The sequence below is a fragment of the Candidatus Nitrotoga arctica genome, assembly GCF_918378365.1.
Taxonomy (GTDB): Bacteria; Pseudomonadota; Gammaproteobacteria; order Burkholderiales; family Gallionellaceae; genus Nitrotoga; species Nitrotoga arctica.
Genome location: NZ_OU912926.1, coordinates 2,779,165 through 2,798,571, shown reverse-complemented (window position 1 = coordinate 2,798,571; position 19,407 = coordinate 2,779,165). Strand labels below are relative to the sequence as shown.

At 49.9% G+C, this 19,407-nt stretch carries 16 protein-coding genes and 1 tRNA gene; 9 read left to right on the top strand and 8 right to left on the bottom strand.

Annotated elements, in window-relative coordinates:
• Nucleotides 1–222 precede the first annotated feature (222 nt).
• Nucleotides 223–1,038, bottom strand: a complete 816-nt coding sequence (gene mutM / locus MKZ32_RS12825; protein ID WP_239797626.1) for a bifunctional DNA-formamidopyrimidine glycosylase/DNA-(apurinic or apyrimidinic site) lyase — start codon at nt 1,036–1,038, stop codon at nt 223–225.
• A 194-nt stretch (nt 1,039–1,232) separates the two neighbouring features.
• Between mutM and MKZ32_RS12820 the strand changes: the two genes are divergently transcribed.
• A complete protein-coding gene (locus tag MKZ32_RS12820; RefSeq protein ID WP_239797625.1) occupies nt 1,233–1,562 on the top strand; it encodes a hypothetical protein in 330 nt (109 codons plus the stop codon).
• Nucleotides 1,563–1,615: 53 nt separating this feature from the next.
• Here MKZ32_RS12820 and MKZ32_RS12815 read toward each other — a convergent pair whose 3' ends face one another.
• The 3 genes from MKZ32_RS12815 to MKZ32_RS12805 are packed head-to-tail and all read right to left on the bottom strand — an operon-like array spanning nt 1,616 to nt 4,647.
• Complete coding sequence (locus MKZ32_RS12815; RefSeq protein WP_239797624.1) at nt 1,616–2,956, bottom strand: GldG family protein; 1,341 nt, start codon at nt 2,954–2,956, stop codon at nt 1,616–1,618.
• A 12-nt stretch (nt 2,957–2,968) separates the two neighbouring features.
• Nucleotides 2,969–3,712: an ABC transporter permease subunit gene (locus tag MKZ32_RS12810; RefSeq protein WP_239797623.1), complete on the bottom strand. Its 744-nt coding sequence runs from the start codon at nt 3,710–3,712 to the stop codon at nt 2,969–2,971.
• Nucleotides 3,709–4,647, bottom strand: a complete 939-nt coding sequence (locus MKZ32_RS12805; RefSeq protein ID WP_239797622.1) for an ABC transporter ATP-binding protein — start codon at nt 4,645–4,647, stop codon at nt 3,709–3,711. The genes MKZ32_RS12810 and MKZ32_RS12805 overlap by 4 nt, the downstream gene beginning before the upstream one ends.
• Before the next feature lie 297 nt (nt 4,648–4,944).
• Between MKZ32_RS12805 and MKZ32_RS12800 the strand changes: the two genes are divergently transcribed.
• From MKZ32_RS12800 to ychF, 8 genes are all read left to right on the top strand, one after another.
• On the top strand, nt 4,945–6,654 hold the full coding sequence (locus MKZ32_RS12800; RefSeq protein ID WP_239797621.1) for a tetratricopeptide repeat protein: 1,710 nt from the start codon (nt 4,945–4,947) through the stop codon (nt 6,652–6,654).
• Between the two features lie 83 nt (nt 6,655–6,737).
• Nucleotides 6,738–7,214, top strand: coding sequence for a lipoprotein insertase outer membrane protein LolB (lolB, locus tag MKZ32_RS12795; protein ID WP_239797620.1), 477 nt, complete (start codon nt 6,738–6,740; stop codon nt 7,212–7,214).
• On the top strand, nt 7,202–8,068 hold the full coding sequence (gene ispE / locus MKZ32_RS12790; RefSeq protein WP_239797619.1) for a 4-(cytidine 5'-diphospho)-2-C-methyl-D-erythritol kinase: 867 nt from the start codon (nt 7,202–7,204) through the stop codon (nt 8,066–8,068). The genes lolB and ispE overlap by 13 nt, the downstream gene beginning before the upstream one ends.
• 13 nt (nt 8,069–8,081) lie before the next feature.
• Nucleotides 8,082–8,156, top strand: a tRNA-Gln gene (locus MKZ32_RS12785).
• 59 nt (nt 8,157–8,215) lie between these two features.
• Complete coding sequence (locus tag MKZ32_RS12780; protein WP_239798157.1) at nt 8,216–9,166, top strand: ribose-phosphate pyrophosphokinase; 951 nt, start codon at nt 8,216–8,218, stop codon at nt 9,164–9,166.
• A gap of 83 nt (nt 9,167–9,249) precedes the next feature.
• On the top strand, nt 9,250–9,909 hold the full coding sequence (locus tag MKZ32_RS12775) for a 50S ribosomal protein L25/general stress protein Ctc (RefSeq protein ID WP_239797618.1): 660 nt from the start codon (nt 9,250–9,252) through the stop codon (nt 9,907–9,909).
• Nucleotides 9,910–10,005: 96 nt separating this feature from the next.
• Nucleotides 10,006–10,581: an aminoacyl-tRNA hydrolase gene (gene pth, locus MKZ32_RS12770; RefSeq protein WP_239797617.1), complete on the top strand. Its 576-nt coding sequence runs from the start codon at nt 10,006–10,008 to the stop codon at nt 10,579–10,581.
• Nucleotides 10,582–10,595: 14 nt separating this feature from the next.
• Nucleotides 10,596–11,687: a redox-regulated ATPase YchF gene (gene ychF / locus MKZ32_RS12765; protein WP_239797616.1), complete on the top strand. Its 1,092-nt coding sequence runs from the start codon at nt 10,596–10,598 to the stop codon at nt 11,685–11,687.
• 1,226 nt (nt 11,688–12,913) lie between these two features.
• Here the strand turns inward: ychF and MKZ32_RS12760 are convergent.
• The 4 genes from MKZ32_RS12760 to msrA form a co-directional block, all read right to left on the bottom strand.
• A complete protein-coding gene (locus MKZ32_RS12760) occupies nt 12,914–15,910 on the bottom strand; it encodes an NHL repeat-containing protein (protein ID WP_239797615.1) in 2,997 nt (998 codons plus the stop codon).
• Nucleotides 15,911–16,097: 187 nt separating this feature from the next.
• Nucleotides 16,098–17,609, bottom strand: a complete 1,512-nt coding sequence (locus tag MKZ32_RS12755; protein WP_239797614.1) for an NAD(P)H-dependent oxidoreductase — start codon at nt 17,607–17,609, stop codon at nt 16,098–16,100.
• Nucleotides 17,610–17,725: 116 nt separating this feature from the next.
• Entirely contained in the window at nt 17,726–18,565 is an 840-nt protein-coding gene (locus tag MKZ32_RS12750) for a chlorite dismutase family protein (RefSeq protein WP_239797613.1), read from the bottom strand.
• 170 nt (nt 18,566–18,735) lie between these two features.
• Nucleotides 18,736–19,407: a peptide-methionine (S)-S-oxide reductase MsrA gene (gene msrA / locus MKZ32_RS12745; RefSeq protein ID WP_239797612.1), complete on the bottom strand. Its 672-nt coding sequence runs from the start codon at nt 19,405–19,407 to the stop codon at nt 18,736–18,738.

The following is a 19,407-nucleotide window of genomic DNA, read 5'->3' as shown; positions in this document are numbered from 1 at the left end:
GTTTCCTCCTGTGTCGTATATATAGCGATATTAGCAACCATACCACCAGCTGATAGCACTGTCTGAATAAAATACTCTGGTGCAGGTAATTTTTCCAAGATTTTATTAAAAAATTTTATTAAAAATAGAAATTTTGGTACGCAATTGCGTGTAAAAAAGCGCAAGATTTAAAAATCTCGCTTCGTAATTTAGCGGCACCAGAGCGATAGGGGAAGGTATTGATTATTTTTGGCACTGCAAACAATAAAAACTTGATCGCTGTCCTTGCCGAATCTGTTTGATGGTCGTGTTACATGCACGACAAGTCTCGGTCGCACGGCCATACACCCAGTAGTGCTGCTGGAAACAGCCAGGATTGCCATTGCTGTCTACGAAGTCGCGCAGGCTGCTGCCGCCGAGCGCAATAGCTTCCGTCAACGTTTCTTGTATCGTTTTTACCAATCGGGCGCAACGTGGTCGACTAAGTTTTGCGGCGGGTAGTTGCGGGCGGATACCCGCGCGGAATAGCGCTTCATTGGCGTAGATGTTGCCGACACCTACTACTAGATGATGATCCATGATGACCAGCTTGATTGCGGCATTGCGTTTTCGTATCGCACGATAAAGATACTCGGCATTAAATTCATTTTCCAGCGGTTCCACTCCAAGCTTCAATAACAATGGATGCTGTGCGGGGTTGCCTTCATGCCACAGCACTGCACCAAAACGGCGCGGGTCACGTAGCCGCATAAGCATTCCATTTGCCAGTTTTAAATCGAAATGATCGTGCTTTTCTGCTGCTATGTCCGCAGACAAAATGCGCAAGCTGCCGGACATGCCGAGGTGGAGGATGAGCGTGCCGCTGTCGCATTTGATTAACAAATATTTGGCACGGCGATGCAGCGCGTGAATGATCTGACCAGGCAAGATAGTGGCTAATTGCGTCGGGATAGCCCAGCGCAGATGAGAGGTGCGAATGACTACGTCCGCGATAGGTTGACCGACCAAATGCGGTTCAAGTCCGCGCAGGGTAGTTTCGACCTCGGGTAACTCAGGCATAAGATTTTTCTCTGTGGATTGTCATTTTTTTAAGCTAGTACTTAAAAGCTAGTACTTATAAACCAGTACAAATTTTTTGGAATAAATCATTATATTAATTATAAAATTGTTATCGGTCGATCACAAACTTAGGCTAAAAGTGAGAGTTTAAATAAGTCGGCCTATTGGCCTTCGAACAAGGAAAGGTATTGCCCTTGTCGCCTTATTTTTTGTCAGAACTTCCAGCAACTGCTTTCACGCCTGCCGCTGCAACATCGACAGTTGTACTAACCACCGCGGCGCCGACCTTAACGGTTGTTGCAACCACGGTAACCGCAGCATCAGCGACAGCAACCACCGCGCAGCCGTTACAGAGAATGCAAATTAGGGTATATAGAAGGCAGACACGCATGGGAGGCATTGGGAAAATGCGGTTTCAAAATAGTTACATCAAATTAAGTAAAGGCAAGTTAGCTGCTAATTATTTGATAAAAAATCATACTTTACCAGCCTCGGCTGGTTATCAAATAATTCCATTTCACTAGTACTCAGCCTATGAACATATCAATCTCTCTTCACTTGCGGGAAGAGAGCCAGTTTAATTTCTTCTGCGCCACCACAGCATAGCGCCCGCCAGCATTAACAGCGTAGGCAGGGCAATCAGGAAGCTGCTACTGATTATGGTCAGATTGATTTTGCTCAAGGTAATCGCACCATCTTTCACTGTGCGGGGTTGAGTAGTAATGAGTTTTTCTTCGTTGCCTAGCCAGTTCGTCATGTTGACGCCGAGATCTAGATTGCCGCCGTTGCCGGAATAGGCGTTGGCAAGAAACGAGCCGCTTCCGACGATAACAATGCGTTGTTCACGATCGTTTATGTTGCGTTGCAGGGCGAGCGCGATGGTCACGGGGCCGGGGATGTCACGGATTTTGTTGAAGTGTGATTTACCTTGCGGTGTGTCGCGGCTAACCCAGCCACGTGGCGCGGCCTCTACCAGCGTGGTGTGCTGCCATGCAGCATTTTCCTCCCAGTCAATGGCACGGGCAAAGGGGAAGACCGTGGTCAAGTTGAAATTTTGCGTGATGGCGTGCGGCGGGTAGCCCGCGCCCAGCGCCCAGGTCGAAGGAATATTCATTTCTTCTGCTGCTGGATCAACAACGATGCCAGGCGTGAGAATGATGTCCAGTTTTTCAGTCAGACGCTCCAATCCACGCAATGGCTCGGCATCTACTAGCCACAGCAGGTTACCGCCGTTGGCGATATAGCGTAGCAGTTTATCTATTTCGCCCTGCAACAGGTCGATTTGCGGCTGAGTAATGATCAACATGCTGGCATTATTGGGTACGTCCTGTGCTAGCGTTAAATTTAGGCTGTTAAGGCGAAAGCCATTTTGTTGCAGCCGCTTGCCAAATTCGCCGAGATCGTGATTTGCGATGCCTTCCAGATTGCGTTCTCCATGCCCATCAAGATACATAAGTAGTTGATTTTTTGTGTGGGCCATGCGTAATAACACGCTGGTAAGCGCTTGTTCGTTCAACATAGTGAGATGCTCGCGCTTGCCGCCATATTCCACCAGCATTTCGCCATTGACACGAATATTGACCTTGCGCGCTTCCTCCGGTTGCTTCACCGGGTCAATAAAGGTAAGCGAAATATCGGGTTTATAGCGCTGATAGAGGGCGATAAAATCACGGGTCAGCCTGTGCATATCGCCTAAGTTGGCATCCTGCCCGGTTACATACATGGTTAGTTTTATTTCACCTTGTAGCTGCTTCAGTACATTGACACTGTTATCTGCCAAACTATTGCTGGCATTTTGAGTCATATCCCATTGTGCGGGGTGGCGTGCAGCGAGTTGATACAACGTGACGATAGCGGCGAGCAGCAGTGCGGTGAAGGCAAGGTTTTTAATTAGCAGATTGAGTTGTGGGAATTTCATACTGGAAGGCTGTTAGCTATAAATGCGGTTGTTATGCAGTCGGCGTATCGTTAGCAACAGAAAGGTGATACAAAACAGCAGGAAGAACATTAGATCTGTACTATTTAACAGGCCAATATTGAAGCTTTGAAAATGGCTGGTGGGCGCGAGCGCGCGCCAACTCTTGTCATTATCCACCGCACTAACTTCCACCAGCCACAGACCGAAAAATATGGCCAATGCACCGATGGCGGCTACCACTGGTTGTGCGGTGAGCGAGGAAATATACAGTCCCAATGCTGTGTAGCTGGCGGCAAGCAGTATAAGTCCCAGCGCATTGGTGAAAAGAAGCCCTGTGTCTAGTTGCGTGCCTGCGGCCAGAGCTAGCACCATCAACAGACAACTGGTGATGATGAGTAATAAAAATAACATTAGACCGATGAACTTCCCTACCACAATGTGAATATCAGAAACCGGTGCGCTCATTAATAGCGTCAGGGTTTGGTTGCGTCGTTCTTCGGCGATCAAGCGCATGGTAAAGATTGGTATCAGCATCATCAAAATCAGCGCGACGGTACCGAGTAATGGAGCCGCCACGGCTAATGTGGCGCCGGGCGCGTTGGCAAGCTGCGCCAGTTGCGACTGTACTTGTAAAAAGGCATCCAGCCGTGCCAGGAAAAACCAGGCAAAGATAAATTGCAGAGCGCCCAAAATCAGCCAGGTCGAAGGAATGGCGAACAGGCTGCGGAATTCCTTGAACGCAATGGTTAGAATCATAATTTTTCGTCTTGAGTGATTTGCATAAATACATCTTCCAGCCGCGTTCGCAGCGGAACGAGTTGCTCCGCTTGCCAGCCATGTTGCGCGGCGAGCGCGAGCAGCGCAGCGCTTGGGTTTGTGTTAGCGGCATGCAGAATGCGGAACTGTGTGGTGGAAAGCGGGTCTATTTGCTGTACGTCGGTGAGGGCTTCCAATTCGGAAAGTGCAGGCGGCGCTAACAGGGTGACGATGAAGCCTGATTGACTGCCGTATTGCTGCATTTTTGTGCTGCTGTCACCGTAAATTAGGCGACCGTGATGCATAATTTCGACGCGGTCACAAATACTTTCCACTTCGCCCAGCAGATGAGTAGAAAGGATAACGCTGTGCATATTCCCCAATTCGCGGATCAATGTGCGGATGCCGCGGATCTGAGATGGGTCAAGGCCAACAGTGGGCTCGTCGAGAATGATTACTGCTGGTTGATGGATGATTGCTTGCGCAATGCCGATACGTTGCTGATAGCCTTTGGAAAGTGTCCCGATGATTTTTTTTCCACTGTCCTGTAAACCGCAACGACGCTTGGTTTCGGTCAAAGCATCCGCAATCTGTGCACGAGGTATACGATGCAGCTTGGCGGCGAATATAAGGAAATCATTTACGCTCATTTCACGGTATAAAGGTGGCGTTTCTGGCAAGAATCCGGTTTGTGCTTTAGCTTTCTGAGGCTGGCGTGTTAGATCGAAGCCGCATATTTCAATTTCCCCCGAATGCGGCAAAAGTGCGCCGGTCAGCATTTGTAACGTTGTACTTTTGCCGGCTCCATTGTGTCCAAGCAGGCCAAGCACTTCGCCATGCCGAAGCTCTAACGATACGCCATGGATGACCTCGCGTTGACCGAAGCGGCGAATCAGGTTGCGTGCAGATAGGGTGATTGGTGCAATGACTGACATTAGTGCGGATGCAGATTGTATGGGAAGGTAAATATAACCTAATATGTCGTTATACATCAAAATGAAATAATTCAATTATGTCTGGCAACAAAATGAGGGATGTTTCAAAGAAATGTATGGTTCGATTATATAAAACAAGGATATAAAACGCGGAAAGACCCGTAGCGATGCATTTGGACGTTCTTCGAATCTGCGATACCCTCCACTTTGACGCAATTCATAGTGACGAAGGCTCAATCAGAGAGCATATTACGACCCCATGAATTTTTTATTTTTTAAAATACCTACATATTAAATATGACGAATTTAAAACGTTGCACAATTATTTTTGCATTGTTGTTGGTTTCTTGCGCGCACGCGTCGCAGCAGGACACGGAGAAGCCGGGATTTGAAGTTGAAAAGCAAGCGGAGTTGCCTAAGCAGGAATTGACTGAGCAGGTGCTCTATGAGTATCTGCTGGGTGAAATGGCCTTACAGCGCGGCCAGCCTGAGTTGGCTGCGCAGCTTTATCTAAATCTGGCTAATTCCACACGTGATCCGCGCTTGGCACGCTATGCTGCACATTTGGCTTTTGAGACGCGCCAAATGGACAAAGCGATGTCAGCATTCAATCTGTGGCTGGCAATAGAACCAGATTCACCGTTGGCGAAACAGGCTCTGGTCACTTTGCTGATCAGCGGCGGTAAGTTGGATGAGGCACGCCCGCATCTCGTGAGTCTTTTAGCGGCAGCGACGGAGAATGTCGGAAGTATTTTTATGCGGATTTCCCCAATGATCGCGAGTTATCCCGATAAAAGTGCCGCATTTGATTTGCTTCGTGAACTGACGCTACCTTATCCGCGCGTGGCGGAGGCGCGTTGGGCGCTGGCACAAGTAGCAGAAGCCGCAGGTAAACACGAGTTAGCCTTGGAAGAAGCCCAACAGGCATATGCCTTGCGCCCGGAATGGGATAGTGCCGTGCTACTCAACGCCCAATTGCTACAGGGTGTGGCGCCACAGCAGGCATTGGCTTTGCTGAAAAAATATCTTGAGTCTTATCCTGACACCAAAGAGGTGCGCCTGTTTTATGCACGCGCGCTGATGGAACAGAAGCAGAATCCAGAGGCGCGCGCTGAATTTCAGCGGCTGCTTAACGCATATCCAGACAACGCCGATCTGGCGTTTGCTGTGGGATTGTTATCGTTAGATATGGGTGAGCTGGATCGTGGCGAGAAAGAGTTGCAGCAGGCTCTCACTAATCGAAAGAAAGATGAGAACGTAGTGTATTACTACCTTGGCCAGTTGAGTGAAGCAAAGAAGCATGATGAAGCGGCCATGCAGAACTACAGCAAAGTAAAAGAGGGGGAATATAACTTCTCCTCGCGTTTACGCATGGCTTTCCTGACCAATAAATTGGGTAAGCTGGATGAGGCGCGACAGCTCTTGCACAAGACCATTGCGAAGAATAATCAGCAGCGGATACAACTGGTTATGGTTGAGGTACAGATTTTACGCGATGCGCAGCAATTTGAAGCGGCCTATCAGGTACTAATGCTAGGGTTGGAAAAATTACCCAACCAACCCGACCTGATGTATGAGGCGGCGATGCTAGCGGATAAGGCTGGAAAATATGATGCATTTGAGCAGATGATGCGAAAATTAATTGAGATTGAGCCTGGTTATGCACAAGCTTATAACGCGCTGGGCTATGGTTTGCTGGAGCGCAATGAGCGCGTACCCGAGGCGATGAAACTGGTGGAGAAGGCATACCAGCTTGCCCCGGATGACATCGGCATCCTTGACAGCATGGGTTTCGGGTATTACCGCTTGGGCAATTTGCCCAAGAGTTTGGAGTTCCTGCGCCGCGCCTATGCTGCCAACCCAGATCCGGAAATTGCTGCGCATCTTGGGGAAGTGCTGTGGGCGCAGGGTGAAAAGGAGCAAGCAAAAAAAATGTGGAGCGATGCACTAAAGGCTCATCCTGATAGTACAGTGTTGCAGGTGGTCATTAAGAAATTTACGCCTTGATACATCGATTATTTTTACTGTGTCTCTTGTTGTTGGGGGGATGTGCAAGTGTACCGCCCGTATCCCAGTCCGTTACGCGGCCCATGCAATCGGAAAATGTGCCTTTTGTACTGTCTGGACGGATTGCCGTAAAGCATGACGGAGTGCGATCATCATCTGGAGTGCGCTGGATGCATCATGCCGAGGCAGATGAAATCCTGCTGCTTGCCCCGTTGGGGCAGACTGTGGCTCGCATTCGTAGCGATATAAAGGGTGCAGTGCTGGATATGCCGTTTAAGCATTACGAGGCACAAGACGTCGATGAATTAACTCAGCAAGTGCTGGGCTGGCGTTTGCCGTTGTCTGGCTTGCGTTATTGGGTGTTGGCGTTGCCAGCGCCGAAGAGTGTATTTGATATTGAGCATGATGCTAACGGACAGGTGATACTGCTAAGCCAGGATGGCTGGGTGATACGCTATACCCGCTATGCAGCGCAAACACCTGACAGTTTGCCGTTACGTCTTGCCTTGCAGCGTGATGGACTGGAAATCCAATTGCTGATCGATGAATGGGAAATATAACAAAAACTTTAACCCTGCCAGCACCCGCCAAGCTTAACCTTTTTTTGCATGTGGTCGGGCGCAGGATGGATGGCTATCATCTGCTGCAAACTCTGTTTCGTTTCATTGATTTTAGTGACATGTTGCATTTCTCGCTACGCAAGAATGGTGTGGTGCGCCGCATCAGTGCACTTGATGGTGTGCCCCAGGAACAGGACTTGTGCGTACGCGCCGCACGTCTGCTACAAAAGGTATGCGGTTGCAGGTTGGGTGTGGATATAACTTTGGAGAAACGTATCCCTATGGGCGGAGGTTTGGGTGGCGGTAGTTCGGATGCAGCCACGACACTCCTTGCGCTGAATAACCTATGGAACCTGGGGCTGTCGCGCGAACGGTTGATGGAGATAGGCCTGTCTCTGGGTGCGGACGTACCGGTATTTGTGTTTGGTAAAAATGCTTATGCAGAAGGCATAGGCGAGCAGTTACAGGCCTACGATGTGCCGGATGCTTGGTATGTGGTGTTGTTCCCGCCAGTGCGTGTCGCTACGGCAAAGGTATTCGCACACTTGGATTTTGCGAACTTGGAATTGACACGGGATGCGATTTCCCTCAGAATTCGCGGCCTTCCGCTACGGCTACCCCACAACGATCTACAGTCGGTGGTATGTAGTTTATATCCGGAAGTGGCACGGCATATTGTTTGGCTTGAGCAATTTGCGCAAGCTCGGATGAGTGGTTCTGGTGCTTGTGTGTTTGCTGAATTTGTTACCGAGGCACAGGCGCAAGCAGTGATAGAACATTTGCCGTCAGATATGCGCGGTATTGTAGCGCGCGGTTTGGCGCAGCATCCACTTCGGGATTTTACCGTAATGTGAAATGCAAGATTATTGGGGAGTCGCCAAGTGGTAAGGCACCGGATTTTGATTCCGGCATTCGTAGGTTCGATCCCTACCTCCCCAGCCAGTTTGTAGGATGTTGTTCGTTTGGGGCGCTTGCGCCCGTTTTTATTTAAGGGGAGCATGGTGTCCAACGACAGCTTGATGGTGTTCACCGGCAATGCCAATCCTAAGCTTGCACAATATGTAGCGCAGCACCTTAATATTCAACTTGGGCAAGCCACCGTTGGCCGTTTTTCAGACGGCGAGGTGATGATAGAAATTCTCGACAACGTGCGCGGCAAAGACGTATTCGTCCTGCAATCAACATGTGCCCCAACCAACGATAATTTGATGGAAGTGCTGGTAATGGTGGATGCGCTTAAACGCGCTTCCGCTGGACGTATCATCGCCGCGCTACCCTATTTTGGCTATGCCCGGCAGGATCGGCGTCCGCGTTCCGCGCGCGTGGCGATTACGGCCAAGGTGGTGGCGAATATGCTTACTGGTGTTGGCGTGGATCGCGTTCTAACCATGGATTTGCATTCAGATCAGATCCAGGGTTTTTTCGATATTCCTGTAGACAACATTTATGCTAGCCCGATTTTGTTGGCAGATGTGTGGAAGCATGATTACAAAAATCTGGTGGTGGTCTCGCCGGACGTGGGCGGCGTAGTACGCGCGCGCGCATTAGCCAAGCGTTTGGAAGCTGATCTCACCATCATCGACAAGCGTCGCCCCAAGCCCAACGTGGCCAAGGTGATGAACATCATTGGTGAAGTGGTAGACCGAACCTGTTTGATCATGGATGACCTGGTCGATACCGGAAATACCTTATGCGAGGCTGCTGATGCACTGAAAGCCAAGGGTGCGGAGAAGGTTGTGGCGTATTGCACACACCCGGTGCTGTCTGGCTCGGCGATTGAGCGTATAGAGAATTCCGCAATAGATGAACTGGTTGTGACCGACACTATCCCGCTGAGCAATGAGGCGATAGCTTGTAAGCGTATTCGCCAGTTGAGTGTGGCTGCGTTGTTGGCCGAAACAATTCGACGCATTCATGCGGAAGAATCCGTCAGCTCATTATTTATGGAATAGTTTTTGTGGCCGTCATGTTGACTGCCGCGTAACCTGGAATTGCCTGGTCGCGGGTGATTCCGAATTTGAAGTGGAGAAATAAAATGAAAATCGAACTAAGCGCAATATTCCGCAAGGCGCAAGGAACGGGTGCGAGCCGCCGTCTGCGCAAGTCTGGCCGCGTGCCTGGCATCGTGTATGGTGGCGTCGAGCCTACGTTGATTGACCTTGATCACAACAATCTGTATCACAGCCTGCGTAAGGAAGCGTTTCATGCTTCCATCCTGACACTTGATTTGGACGGCAAAAAAGAACAAGTACTGTTGCGCGATTTTCAGATGCATCCATTTCGCCAGCAAGTGCAACATATCGATTTTCAGCGTGTGGAAGCAAATAAGAAGATCCATATGAAAGTGCCATTGCACTTTATAAATGCCGATATCGCCCCTGGGGTGAAGCTGAGCGGAGGTATCATCTCCCACGTGATGAATGATCTGAATATTGCTTGCCTGGCGGCTGACTTGCCCGAATTTATCGAGGTCGATCTATCCACGTTGGCGCTAAATCATTCCATTCATGTTTCCGACCTTAATTTACCTAAAGGCGTAGAAGCGGCAGGTATCCATATTGGAGATGCCGTAGTGGCCACTGTTCAGGTACCGCGTGGCGCGATTGAAGCGGAAGCACTGGCCGCGGCTGAAGCAGCGGCCGCTCCTACTGGGGATGCGAAAGCTGCGGCAAAACCTGCGGCGAAATCTAAATAGCATAAGTAGTACAATTAAAAACCCGCCATGCACTCTTATGTGTATGGCGGGTTTTTAACATGTCGTGAACGGTTTTTCACATGGTGTAAACTAAAAATGAGTGAAATCAAGTTAATTGTCGGGTTGGGTAATCCCGGTCGTGAATATGATTTCACCCGGCATAACGCTGGATTCTGGTGGGTAGACACGTTTGCGCGCATGCACCCATTCACTTTCAAACCTGAAAGCAAGTTCCACGGCTTGGTCGCGCGCGGTCAGTTGCAGGGTCGTGAATTATTCTTACTCAAGCCGCAAACCTTTATGAATATCAGTGGCCGTGCGGTAGGGGCGCTGACACAGTTCTACAAAATCGAACCTCGACAAATTCTGGTCGTGCATGATGAACTTGATTTGCCGCCGGGCAGCGCCAAGCTTAAACTGGGTGGTGGTCACGGCGGACACAACGGCTTGAAGGACATCTTTGCGCATTTAGGCACACGTGATTTTTGGCGGTTGCGTATTGGCATTGGTCATCCAGGTGAACGTGCGGATGTTGTTGATTATGTGCTGAATGCCCCGCGCCGTGAAGAAGCGGAGTTAATCGAACACGCCATGCAACGTGCACTGGATGTGGTTCCCATGATAGTTGATGGCAAGCTGGAAGCGGCAATGCTGAAGTTGCACAGTAATTAATATAAGGAATATTCATGAGTCTGAAATGCGGAATCGTCGGTCTGCCCAATGTGGGCAAGTCCACATTATTCAATGCGCTCACCAAGGCGGGTATAGCGGCGGACAACTATCCGTTCTGTACTATTGAGCCTAATGTCGGCGTTGTGGAAGTTCCGGATGCGCGGATGCAAGCGTTGGCCGATATCGTCAAGCCGCAGAAAATGCAATATGCCATCACCGAGTTTGTGGACATCGCCGGCTTGGTGGCTGGGGCATCCAAGGGCGAAGGCCTGGGCAACCAATTCCTTGCCAATATTCGTGAGACCGATGGTATTTTGAATGTGGTGCGCTGTTTCGAGGACGACAACGTCATTCACGTCGCGGGAAAGGTCGATCCGATTTCAGACGTGGAAACGATCGTAACTGAACTGGCGCTGGCGGATATGACAACGGTGGAAAAAGCCCAGTTGCGTAACTCCAAGGCTGCACGCTCCGGCGACAAAGAAGCTGCTAAGTTTGGTGAATTGCTGGATCAGGTTGCTGCCCATTTAAATCAAGGCAAACCTGCGCGTATGATGAAGCTGGATGCGGCGCAGCTCGCCTCGCTTAAGCCACTGTGCCTGCTCACGATTAAGCCTGCCATGTACGTGGCCAACGTGGCTGAAGATGGTTTTAAAAATAATCCATTATTGACGCGGCTGGAAGAGTTCGCCGCACGGGAAGGTGCTCCGGTAGTGGCGATTTGCGCAGCACTGGAGTCGGAAATTTCAGAGCTTTCAGATGAAGATAAAAAAGAATTTTTAGCCGACATTGGTTTGGCGGAGCCCGGTTTGAATCGACTGATTCGCGTGGCGTACAAGCTGTTAGGTTTGCAAACTTATTTTACCGCCGGAGTGAAAGAAGTGCGCGCCTGGACGATTCACATAGGCGATACCGCACCTCAGGCTGCGGGCGTCATTCATAATGATTTCGAGCATGGCTTTATTCGGGCCGAAGTGATCAGTTATGATGATTTTGTTGCTTGCAAAGGCGAGGCGGGCGCAAAAGAAAAGGGAAAGATGCGGTTGGAAGGCAAAGATTATTTGGTACAGGATGGTGATGTTATGCACTTCCGCTTCAACGTCTAAAGCCAATAAAATAGTTTGCGAATGCTCGTCATCGTCCATAACTATAAGAAAATATAAGATAAAAAGCAGTAAATGCGTTCGCAATAGTTCGCAGGTAATCGTTTGCAATCGCACCAATCTCAATGCCCCAAGTTTCGAGAACCTCAGTTTGAGATCGTATTAACACCCGTTACACACCCGTTACAGTGTTGTGGCTGTGGTTTTAGGTTAAGTGCTTTACCGCACTGACGGGCAGCCAACTCTCCCCTAAGATGCGATTGCTTTCCACTTAACGCCTAAAGGTGCAAATAATTAGCGCATGTAATATTTGCACTGGAAGTCTCCCCCCTGACTTGCATTAAGTGGTGGGCAATCATTTTACCTTCTGTCCGCTCTCTTCCCTCTAGTCGAGAGCCTTTTTTTGTTCATTTTCCCGATAGAAGTTGTGCCACAAAGGCACATTAGCAGATACCCATTCTCCGTGGTTCCATTTTTGAATATCAAGTGCTACAAATAGCACTTGCTCTGGTACAACATGGTTAACCTTTGGTTGCGGGTTAGGTTAAGCAAATTGTGTCTCACCGCACAGACACTCAAGCGCCATTAACCTATTCTGCAAGCGTTCTCTGCTACTTGCTATAGAGTGTAAATAGTCCAAGTCCCTATTTGCGCTTAAAGTCTCCCCTGACGCGCATTTAGTGGAGGGCTTAATGGTGTTAGTCCTTTCTGCTCTTAGCCTTCGGGGGTTGAGAGCGTTTTTTTATCTAGATTGCCTGCGCCAATCATAATATTCAGAAGGTCAATGATTGTGAATTGTAATATTTATGCAACATCAAGCTAATACAATCACATCTCTAAAGCAGTAGTTACTTCCTCCTGTTCACCGCTCTCTCTCCCCGAGATCAGAGCGGTTTTTTTACGTCAAGCAATATCAACGGGTAATGTCAGTCAGATGGGGCAGCAAAATCGTTTGGGGGCATTTTAGGGGGCATGCAAAAGCATGTCGCAGAGCAATGCTCAGTAGACACGGGGCACATAGGCTGCACTTACGCTTCAACGTGTAAACCATTTTTGATGTTTCATGGCATGAGACAACAAAACAACTAACAAACCCCGGTAATGCGGGGTTTTTTATTATTGTCGTGTGTCTTCGCTTCTTGGCACCTCACAAACCACTTTTAACGCTGTGGCGCGTGAATGGCTGGCCTGAAGGATTGGGAAGTCATGATCAAAAATTTTAAGGCAAGTCAAATCGGAGCGCACATGACCACACCTTCATTGATCCAGCCGCGCATGACGACTTCCTGGATGGCGGCCGCATCACTGGAAAAGCGGTGATTGCTGTCGATGCCTTGGGCAAACCCATTGTTATAGGCCCGATAGACCGGTACTGTTCCGGTCGGACAGGTACCATTGATCGGTGGAGTCGAGACAAAATCCAGACTTTCGAAATTCCAGCGCTTCTGCGTAGCGGGCGTGATGGCCTGAAGCTGCTTAAGGCCATCACACTCAGAACCTGCTAGTGTATAGAAATGCGAATTGGGGCCGGGGACCTGGCTGCCGTAGAACCGGCAAACGGGCGTGCTGCCACCCGACTTGAAACTATTCCCGGTGCGAATCCAGCCGGGGCCCGCACTCCCTCCGTCGATGCCAGCAGCTTCACCGGCGTCGGCGGTGATGAAATAATGATCCAGATTGGTGTTGTAAAACTCAACGATAGGCGTACTGGCGAGCGCTCCGCTTAAATCATAGCGAGCCAGAACAGCACTCGTCGCATCTTGTCCCGCAACGAGCAAACGAGAATGGGCATCGAGCGTCAGTCCATCGACGCTCAACATGCCGGGTAGCGGATACGCCCCGCCGAGGCCAAAATTCGCATCAAGACTGTTATTCGAAAGCAGGCGATATAGCGCTGCCGAATTCGTTGCAACGTGACGGCTGCGCGCTATCACCACACTGGCGTCGGGCAGTGCAGCAAAACTCCAATCGAAACTACCCGGATCCTCCAACAAACGGTTTGCTCCGATCAGCAGGCCATTGCTGGAAATCCGAATCACGAGCAGCGATCCGATTGACCGGCCGGATAGTGCGTATTTGTTAATACCAATGCCGACCAACAGGGAGCCATCGCTCAGTGAGAGCAAGGAGAATGGTATTCCAATGGAGTATGTATTGGCAAAATCCGCAGCAGCATAGGTAAACTGACCGGCCGTTCCAAATGAAGCTATCGACAATCCATGCGAATCGACATTATAGAGATGCAGACTCTGAGTTGTCAGCACGGCAAAGACCACTGAACCATCGCCAAGCAAAACCAGGTCCGCCTGGCGCGATTGCTCCTCAGCAGACAACGGGAATTCGATTTTACCGCCTGCGCCGAAATTCAGGTCAGGCGTGCCATCCGGCATTGTCTGCTGCAAAATTGCAGTTCCGTCGTATGCTGTTGTTCCGTAAAGCAAGCGCCCATCTGGACGAACGCCTAACGCAATATCCGTATTGGATAGCGCTGGTGGTGCGAGAGCGCGGGCGAATCCGGGGTAGAGCATTCCGGCAGGATCAAGTTGAAACGCCGTGACGGTGCCGACCTGGCCAAAAGATCCGGCTGCGGTTCCGGTCACGACCGTTATCGCGCCGCTTGTTTGTTCAGCTGCACGCACTTTGCCCTTTAATATGATGTATTGCCTCGGTGCCACTCGCCCGTTTGTTCCGAATGAGATATCGGGGGAGCCATTTGTCGTCAGGCGCTCAAGCAAATAATCAATGGTTGCGTCTGCGTCTGAACTCCCGGCAAGCACAATTTTGTCTGAAGCATCAACAAGTATCGTGTCAATTTTGTCGTTGCTGTATTCAGCGATGTTCACGACACCGACAGCGAAGCCATTTCCTCGGCCATAGCTGGTTTGGAGATGGCCGTTTCTATTGAGATTTGCGACGGCAACATCTTCGCCGCGAGGTAAGCAAGTGAAGCCGCATGTCAGGATCCGAGTGACACTTGCTGGTATCAATAAGCCGCCTGCGTCATTTGGCAGGACACTGATGGCGGCGAACCTGCTATAGCCGGTAAGTGCAATTGTCGTGCTGCCGGCAATACCGAAAGCGCTATCTAGGACTCCGCTGGTATTGAAATGACGCACGCGCGCAGTAATGGCCCCATCATCGTTGACGGAGTTGACTAATGCGATACCACCATCGCTCAATACTGCCAATCGCAAAGTGAAGCTAGGGAAGCCGCCACTATCGATTTCAAGTCGACCGGTAGTGCCGAGAGACGTATCGGCTAAACCGCCGGCAGTGACTCTCCACAGCACGACTGTGCCGCTTGTTTGGGGCGGAGCATCGCCCATCAGAAGCAATCCGCCATTAGAGGTGCGCACCATTTTGACCGGAATATCGGAGGGATTGCCCAAGTCGTACCCCGAGACTAAACCGTCTTTTCCAAAGTCAAAATTGAGTGTGCCAGCGGCTGTCACGCGAACCAACAGATAGTTGCCGCCGTTAATGTTCGCTCTTGCCATAACTGTAAATCCGCCATCAGGTTCGGCAATAACTGGAACATCTGAGTCCATCCTAAAATTCGAAGGTAGGCCGCTGAGTATCTTTTCGCCATTCGGTGCATAGGTCGAATCGGGCACGCCAGCTGAATTAAGGCGTGTGAGCCGCAATATAAATTGCTCCCCTGACGCGATGTTCGAATCTTGCGTGGCGTCCGAAACGATCAGCAGACTACCGTCCGGCTGTTGCACGAAGCGCGCTGGGGTTGTTGTCGCACTGAAGAAACCTTGTGCGCCAAAGCTGGTGTCGAAGATACCACTCGCAGTGAGCCGGGTTAGTACAAAACCGCTTGAGCTAGCCCCATTTATCAGTATGGAACCATCGGCACCCTGCTCGAGTTGTTGGATTGCGTAAACATTGGGCAGATCGAACAAGGCAACGCCATTCTGGCCGAACGTGGCATCAGGAGCGCCGTTCGGAAGTAATCGGAGAACAAAAGCACGCGCTTGCCGTTTTGACGTCCAACCAGCGAGCAGCAATTTGCCGTCGCGCTGCAGAACGGACGCGGAGGGCCTATTTTCTACGCCGGAGGGCACCCCGATGCGCACGATGCCGCTGCTTCCGAACGAACTGTCGAGTGTCGGCGCTGCGTGTACATCAAACATCGTGATATGCAAAGCGATGAGCGCAAAAAGTATCGTGAATATTTTTTTAGTTGCCACCGTCTCTGATATCTTCAGTAAGCTTGACATCTTTTTTCCCTTATCAATATGCACACAGTCGAAACCAGAAACGTCCTTATGAGGGTGCTTTAAAAAGGAATAAATGGCGGATAGGTTGTGAACGTCCAGTTTTTTATGGCGTTCAACGCAGTGCTGAGTCGAGCTTTATTGTTTTATAGTGCTGCGCAATTAATACATTTTTGATGATACTTCTAGCTCATTTTAAATGCAACAAGGGAACTAATCCAAACCAAATGATATAGGTCAGCGATGCCACCATCAGTCCATCAATGCGGCCGCATAGCCGTTGTTGTCTCCAGGCACGGTAAAGCAGAAATCCGAGTAGACAAACATGGGGAAGTACCCACGGTAGCAATCCTTGAAAGCTCCCGCGCAAAGCCGGCTGATCTTTGATAAGTATCACGACCAATGGCGCCGCTGCGGCCAGAACTAGAACTAGCAGTGTTGTCCAGCCTAATCCCAAGCGTACTACCAAGGTGCGCTTGCCAGCTTGTTTATCTGCCTCGAAGTCGGGGATACCTGAGAGGATGATTGCCGGCATTACCGCCAGAAGCAGCGGCAGGCTAATGAGCCAAGGAAAGGGGCTGTTCCAGCCTCCACCTTGGAATATATAGCCGCACAGTATTACACCAAAGCTGTGGGTGACAGCTACATTGAGTTCTCCCAACCCACGCCAGGCGAGCTTCAGGGGAGGCGCCGTATAACCCAGCCCTAACACGGTCATTATGAGAATTACAATAGGTACAGCACTGTTGCCTGCAAGATAATCCACAAGCAAGCCGGTACAGGCTGCGGCGGCCATCAATGACATTACGATGCCTACACGTAGTTCACTGAAGCTTAGATTTTTATCCACAAGTACCCGAGAGCCGCCAGTAAAGGGGCCGAAATTGCGGTTGCAACGGTCGCTTTCATAGTCGAACCAATCATTGGTAAATACCGTGGCTGCTTCCAGAAAGAATAGACAGGCATAACCCAGCCAGTAGACCCATGGGTTCCAGTTTCCACTTGCCGCGGCCGCGCCCAATGCGCCGACCGTGTAAGCCATCCAGGTCATCGGATAAAATTGGAGCCGTAACGCCTTGAGCCATGCTTTCAGCTTAGTAGTAATACGATCGATATAGCTTAAGGCCCCATTCTTTAGGGAAAAACCGAGTCCTCGACTTTGCTCCAGCCACTGGGCTCGTTGAACCGGCTCGGAGTCTTTTACTGGACCTAGCGCAAGAATGCGGGTAGTAGTGATACCACAGAAGCCTAACGCGGATCGCTTCATGGCATTGTGACCGGGGGCGCGGTAGATGAATCGATATACCCAAGGCGGCATATCTAACGTGGTGATGAGATGGGCCGTCTTGCCGGTCAGCAAGCCCTCGAAGCGGCCGTCGTCACGTTCTCTGAAAGCAAATCCCGGTAACAGTATCCGATCGAAAAATCCTTTAAGTCGAGCTGGTCCTACTCCCCACCAGGCAGGATAGATAAAAGCCACATGATCTGCCCACGTGATGAGCTGCAAGGCACGTTCCAGATCAGGTTCCAGTGGCTGATCCCGCGGCGAAACCGGATGTACGTCAAGGTCGAAGTCGATCGCCCCCAAATCTATCTTCTCAATTTCCATACCAGCCGCTAGCGCGCCATTTTCATAGGCGTTTGCAAGGGCGGAACATAGGCTGGGGCTACGTGGATGTCCCAAGATCACAAGTACCTTCATGGCGCCATTGCTCGATTCATAAATTTTATCCAGTGATTATGCTGTTCGGTGCATATCGTCTTGGTTTTGTTGTAACAGTGTATGTGCGGTCGCCTGTTAGACAAGTATTGAGAAACCTATTCAGAAAGAGCCTTGATAACATTTTCCGGGCTGAGAATAGTACCGAGTGTGGTTGGATTGCCCCAGCGTACGTGATATTTGTTCTCCGGTACTGAGGCGAGAGAGATTAATAAGTTGTTGAAGGCAATTAAATCGTTGGTCTCAAAGTAAGTGATGAAATCGATATCGTCCAGCCCTGTAGAGTGATAGAGCTTGCGCTTGACGTTGACCAGATAGGGAAGTGTTGGCACGGTATGGGTCTCCATTTCCTTTAGCCGTTGCTCAAATGATAGATTCCACCACTCTGCGTTTTTCTTCACGGGGATAACGATAACGTAGCGAGGCGCGTCGCCAATATACGTTGCTGCACTGAGGCCGGCATTAAGTTCGGGTGACTTGGCTTTTGTGATGTAGTTTAAGGGCTTCGTCACGCCTACCAGTGTATCGAAAACGTCAGCGTTTTTACCGATGGTTGTCGACCGGAACTCACGCATGAATGTCTGCGCCTTAGCGAGATCATAAGCATTTATACGGAAGAAAAAGTCGGAGTTTGTTTCCAGACCGCGAGTCAGATAAAGATCCACCAGCACATTATCTTTATGTTTTTCGATCAGTTTTGCTACTTCAGCAGCGCTATCCATTCGCTCAGTTGCAGGCACCTTGTTCCATTCTGGCCGCAGTTTAAACATCGTAAATACGCCAAAAACACCCGGCTGGGTAAGAATCTTGGATCGCTCTATCGTTATTGTGTCCGTTGCCGACTGCGGCGCGGCAACAGATGCCGTTTGCATCGTCATGGCTGCGATGATTCCAGCAACAAGGCTTACATGGAGGTTGCGAATTGACAAACGTTTCATGATATTTTTCCTTATGAAATGGTTAAAAATTCAAACAAGCATTGCTGCTTGGACTTAGTGTTATTTATGGAGACGAAACGGGGTATATCGATTACGTTCAGCTATATTGATGACCCTTGGGCGAATTCTTACTTTGTAGCGTATTCCCGTTCGAATGTAGTGAAAAATCATCAGTTCTTGCTGCCCCATATCTGCTTCAGACGAGCATCGCGACCACATGTGTAACGATAGTATTTGTAACGAATCGGGTTCTTGGTGTGAAAATCTTGGTGATACTCCTCCGCTGGATAGAATTCTGTAGCGGGCAACAACTCGGTCACAATGGGTTGGGTAAAACGTGCAGAAGATACCAACGCGGCTCGGGATGTTTCAGCTTGCTGTCGTTGATCAGCATTGTGATAAAAAATGACGCTACGGTACTGCGTACCACTATCGCAAAATTGGCGATTAGGGGTTAGCGGGTCTATCGTCGGCCAGTATGCGTCAAGCAGTTTGGCGAAATTGGTTTTGGCAGGATCAAAACGCACTTGCACCGCTTCAACGTGCCCCGTTTTACCGGCAGATACTAGTTCGTATGTCGGATTAATCACTGTGCCGCCGATATAACCCGATGTAGTGGATATCACGCCCGGTATTTTGTCGAAATCTGCTTCGGTGCACCAGAAGCAGCCCCCAGCAAAAGTAGCCACGCTTATCACGGGTTCAGTTCGTTCGTTGGAGACTACGGACGTATTTTGTGCCCTTGCTTGCCCACAGATAGACAGTACGGCAAATATCAGCAAGGCAATACTAAGCGCACTGCGGGCTTTTTTATCAAAAATGAATAGGTTCAATAGGGTCAT